Here is a 4,959-nt window from a genome sequence, read left to right on the forward strand (position 1 = left end):
AACACAACCGTTTTTGTTTATTTAAGGCTAGTTATGTCCCGGCCTCTTTTAAATATCAGCCTCTATTTATAGATTTTGTTGCAAGTTGCATGACAGTCATATCATCCATTGGTGGGTTGTGTAAGCCAGCACGCACGTCACGGTAATAGCGTTGCAGGGGATTCTTTTGTGACAAACTTCTTGCCCCAACTACACGCATAGCTAGATCGACTATTTTCAACGCCTGATTGACAACAGATAATTTTACAGCACCAAGTTCCGGTTTCATTGTTTGACGGGTATCTTCATTACTTTCATCCCATTTTTTGGCAACTGCATAAAGAAAATGACTGCTCTGGAGCACATGCAATTCCATTTCTCCTAATTTTTGTTTGATATTTGGTAACTCAGAAATGGTCCCTTTAATGCTATTCGGTGAATAACTGGTAGCAAAATCGATCGCATATTCCTGTGCTGCACGGGCGATGCCTAAATAGCATGCTGGAATATGAAGCAGCCAACCAGCAGCTGGTTTATTTCCCGGAGTAAGATACTGTACAAGGTCATCTGCATCCACTTGTACATTTTCAAGCACAAGATCATGGCTTCCGGTTGCCTTCATTCCAATTGAATCCCATGTTTCATCGATGCTTACTCCATTGCGATCTCTTCTAATAAGAAAGTTCCCTACTTGATCTGTACCATCAATGGATGCACTAACGACAAAGTAAGTAAGAATGGGAGCAAGCGTCGTAAAATTTTTTCTTCCGTTGATGATCCAGCCATCTGCATTTTTCTCAGCTACAGTTTCAGGCCTGCCTCCACGAGTGGGACTACCTGTTGCTGGTTCAGATGCAGCGTTATTTAATAATGCACCTGTGTTAATAACTTCTTGTGCAAATGATTGATATGTAGCCTTATCCCATATATCATTTTCCCCAAGCTGTTTCGTAATCCCCATATGCCAGCCGATCGACAATGCTGTAGATCCGTCTGCTTTAGCAATTGTTTCTTGATGCTTTAGCATTTCGGTAAGGGATATACCTAAGCCGCCATATTTTTTAGGGATCGTCAAAGCGGGGTATCCAATTTCTTTTAGTGCGTTAAAATTATCAAAAGGAAATGTTCCTTCCTCGTCATGTTTTTTCGCTTTTTCAGCAAAAGACGTAACTTTTTCAGCTAATGCTTTGTTTCGTTCTTCAGCAGACTTCATATCTGTTAATTTCAAATCCATTTCCCTCCATCTATTTCATATTCCGATGAAAACAGTTGGAATTATATATCTCATATTATTCCATTACTTTTATAAAAGTGCAAGGAAAGACGCTTCTCTTTTAATCAATATGATCGTTGTGATACAAATAAATTTTCCACGGAGAACCCTCCAATTCAAAACTTCGTTCAAATGTAAGATCGATTTCTTCAGCATTTTCTATAGGCAAGGCAGAGAAAACAAATTCCCCACCCAATTGTGCTAATTGATCCGTATTAATATTCAGCTCTTTGATGGATTTTTCGCTGTGTTTGGAAAACATATAACTTTTCCCTAATTCACCCACATACATATATAATCTGCTTCCCCATGTATCAAAGTAATTTTTCAGCTTTGGATTTTTCTCCAGTTCGGGTGCTATCACTTTGCGAAATTCATGTTTGTAGGCAAGCGGAAATGTATTATTATAGGTATCCAGCGTATAAAAGCCGTTGTACTGAGCGATGGTTGGATGCATCGCAACACTGACGACACGATAGTCTGCCTGATCCTTGCCAATGTAATCCTCAATCTTTTGGAATAAATTCGTAGAATAAAATTCCTTGTATGTCGGTGTATCAATTATACTGTATTTTATTTCTTCCGTAAGCGGAAAAAGAATTGCACATTGACATACGATTAGGATGGCAACGATAACTTTACCAAATTTCCATTTCCATAAAACTGTTAAGGCTAAGGCAAAAGATAGATACCACATAACTGGGCGCATAAACTGGATACGGCTAAAGTTAAACGTATTAAAGATTGAAAAACTATCCTTTAAGAAACGCATCTCTTCCCAATACCAGAATGCATAAAATAATGAAAAGAGTGTATTTGCGATCAACAGTCCGAGCAAAAGCTTATAATCCATTTTACGATAAACAGCTATCACCAGAGCAATGATCGTAATAGGAAAAATAATGGTCGCATGCATGTCCCAAGCATGTGTGTGCCCTTCGATAAAGTTTTTTAAAAACAAATCCCATGTTTCAGGCAAATTTTTATGACCAAGATTAAGCGCTTCTCTATGCGAGGTAAATGTACTGTTGAGAAACATGGAAACGATAAGCATATAATTTTTTATTAAATAAATAAAAGTCATTCCAGCGATGCTGAAGAAAAAAGCAGGATTGAACTTTCTACTCCGAAACCAGTCGATGAGCCAAAGCAATCCGATTAATCCAAGGAAAAAAATAAACGACAAAATAAAGCTTGAGTAAAAAGGAAATAGAAATAAAAGTACCCAATATAATTTTGGTGTATGTTTTCCTTGCTTTCTAATAGTCAAGAAGATATGTAATGCAAGAGGTAATCCCGCAATCGATAACGATCCGGATGGCCAGTAAGGCAGGAGTGCATAGCCTAAAGCAACTCCTGTTGTGATGAAAGCTGATTTTTCATTTAATATATTTTTTCTTAGTAAAATATACATTCCTATGTAAGCAACAAAACGCATGAACGTTTGGTTGATCGTATAAGCAGTGAAAGGGCTAAAAAGCACATATAACCAGACATTTGCATCTAGCCCTGATGCAAGTGCACTTCGCGGAAGCCCATTTATTACATTTGGCAGTGTCGCATTGGGGGATGAAAAGATAGCCCCGCTTTCTGCAAGCATTTTATACCAGACAATATTAGAATCCAGATTATCATGAACGCGAATATGTGTGTTTTCTTCTAAAATATAATAGGGTAGAAGATAGGCGATGATGATAAGAAACGCAATATAGAAAAGTTTATGAGCTGAAAAATGCTTGCGTACATTGAACCACATAGTCGACATCCTCTTTTGTTATTCCATAAAACAATGGAAGGCGTACAATTTTTTCACTTTCTTTTGTTGTATAATGATCTTCACCGATAAAAGCACCATATTTTTTACCAGCATGGGAGGTGTGTAAAGGAACATAATGGGAAACAGCCATAATATCATTATCCTTTAAATCATTCATGAGGGCTTGCCTTTCATTTCCGTTTTTCATCTTCAAATAAAACATATGCGCATTATGCATGCATTCTTCAGGAATAGTAGGTAACTTGATATATCCCGCTTCCATTAATGGATACAATTTCTGATAATAATACTTCCAGGTTTGCATTCGGTTTTCATATATTTGGTTCGCGTTTTCTAATTGTGCATATAGAAATGCCGCATTCAGCTCACTTAATAGAAAAGAAGAGCCCAGGTCGCGCCATGTATACTTATCGACCATCCCTCGAACAAACTGTGAACGGTTGGTACCTTTTTCTTGTATGATTTCGGCGCGTTCAATCGATGGCTTATGATTGACAAGAAGAGCACCACCTTCGCCACATGTATAGTTTTTTGTGTCATGAAAACTAAACGTACCAAAATGTCCGATTGTTCCTAAAGGTTCTCCCTTATATGTACTAAGAAGTGCTTGAGCAGCATCCTCAACAACAAACAGACGGTGCTCTGAAGCAATTTCCATAATCTTATCCATATCGCAGGAAACACCTGCATAATGGACAACCACAATCACTTTTGTCCTTTTGGTAATTGCGTTTTCGATTGCGGCCGGTTCAATATTCATTGTTTTAGGATCGATATCGACGAATATGACTTTAGCTCCTCTAAGTGCAAATGCACTTGCTGTAGAAACAAAGGTATACGAAGGCATGATTACTTCATCACCTTCGCCAACTTCCGTTAATAATGCTGCCATTTCTAGAGAAGCTGTGCAGGAGGGGGTAAGTAACGTTTTATTGCATCCTAAACGTTCTTCCATCCATTCATTGCACTTTTGGCTGAATGGGCCATCTCCAGACAGTTTGTTCTGCAAAATTGCTTCATGTATGTATTTTTTCTCATTTCCTGTAATACATGGCTTATTAAACGGAATCATAAAAATCACCTCACAAGGATTGACTGGTAACGATAATACCGAAAACAATTAGTAATAGTCCGATTACTTTTTGACTCGTCATCGGTTCACCAAACATAAATACTGAAAAAAGGAAAACAAGAACAAATGAGAGACTCATAAATGGGTAAGCAAAACTGATATTAAATTTAGTCATTGCAGCCATCCAAAATAAAGAGGCCACAAATGCTGATAGGAAACCCGATAGAATGAGCGGATCCAGGAGTAATCGCAGTAAAAATAAAACCTTATCAAATGTTTCTTTTGGAAGACTCCCGAATTTATCGATGCGCCATTTCAGCATTAACTGGCCGTATACCGTAAAAAGGATGGTTCCAAGAATATAAAAATACCCCATCATTACACACCTTTTGGAGCAGGACCATTTAACTTATGATAGACATCAAGTGTCTTCTTTAACTTGAATCCAAGAGAGTAAAATAAATTAAGGGAAGCCACATTGGCAGCAGAAATGGAAGTTCTTAATTCAGAATATCCCAAATTAAACTGCTCCTGACACCCTCGGCTTGTAAACGATTTTGTTAAACCCTTGCCTTGAAATTCCTTTTTAATTCCGAGTAAAAGAACTTTATTTGCGTCATATGCATAAAACCCAGCTGTTCTTCCTTCATATAGAAGATTAAAAATTTTATTTTCCTCAATCAAATCGCCAACCCACCGCTTATATCTCATGTCAGCAAGGGAGTTTGGAATATTAAAATCACGATGAAATCGACCATGCATAAACGCCTCTTCAGCTATCTGTAAAATTTCCGTTTCATCATAATTTCTGGATATGGAGGTTTTTTCCTTGTGGATAGTATGGAAATTCTCTTTTTT

General features: G+C 37.6%; 5 protein-coding genes. All 5 read right to left on the reverse strand.

Annotation, left to right across the window (positions count from 1 at the left end; all coding sequences use genetic code 11):
- Nucleotides 1-55 precede the first annotated feature (55 nt).
- Nucleotides 56-1,207: an acyl-CoA dehydrogenase family protein gene (locus tag GZ63_RS0114920; protein ID WP_029270937.1), complete on the reverse strand. Its 1,152-nt coding sequence runs from the start codon at nt 1,205-1,207 to the stop codon at nt 56-58.
- 106 nt (nt 1,208-1,313) lie between these two features.
- The gene (locus tag GZ63_RS0114925) at nt 1,314-3,008 is read right to left on the reverse strand and encodes a DUF6044 family protein (protein ID WP_029270938.1); all 1,695 of its coding nucleotides are present in this window, start codon (nt 3,006-3,008) and stop codon (nt 1,314-1,316) included.
- Nucleotides 2,971-4,101 carry a dTDP-4-amino-4,6-dideoxygalactose transaminase gene (gene rffA / locus GZ63_RS0114930; protein ID WP_029270940.1) on the reverse strand — a complete coding sequence of 377 codons (1,131 nt, stop codon included), beginning with the start codon at nt 4,099-4,101 and terminating at the stop codon, nt 2,971-2,973. The genes GZ63_RS0114925 and rffA overlap by 38 nt, the downstream gene beginning before the upstream one ends.
- A gap of 10 nt (nt 4,102-4,111) precedes the next feature.
- A complete protein-coding gene (locus GZ63_RS0114935; protein WP_029270942.1) occupies nt 4,112-4,477 on the reverse strand; it encodes an EamA family transporter in 366 nt (121 codons plus the stop codon).
- 2 nt (nt 4,478-4,479) lie between these two features.
- Nucleotides 4,480-4,959: GNAT family N-acetyltransferase (locus GZ63_RS0114940; protein WP_051681514.1), on the reverse strand; the 480-nt coding region annotated here is incomplete at its 5' end.

The organism is Virgibacillus alimentarius (assembly GCF_000709085.1).
Taxonomy (GTDB): Bacteria; Bacillota; Bacilli; order Bacillales; family Amphibacillaceae; genus Virgibacillus_B; species Virgibacillus_B alimentarius.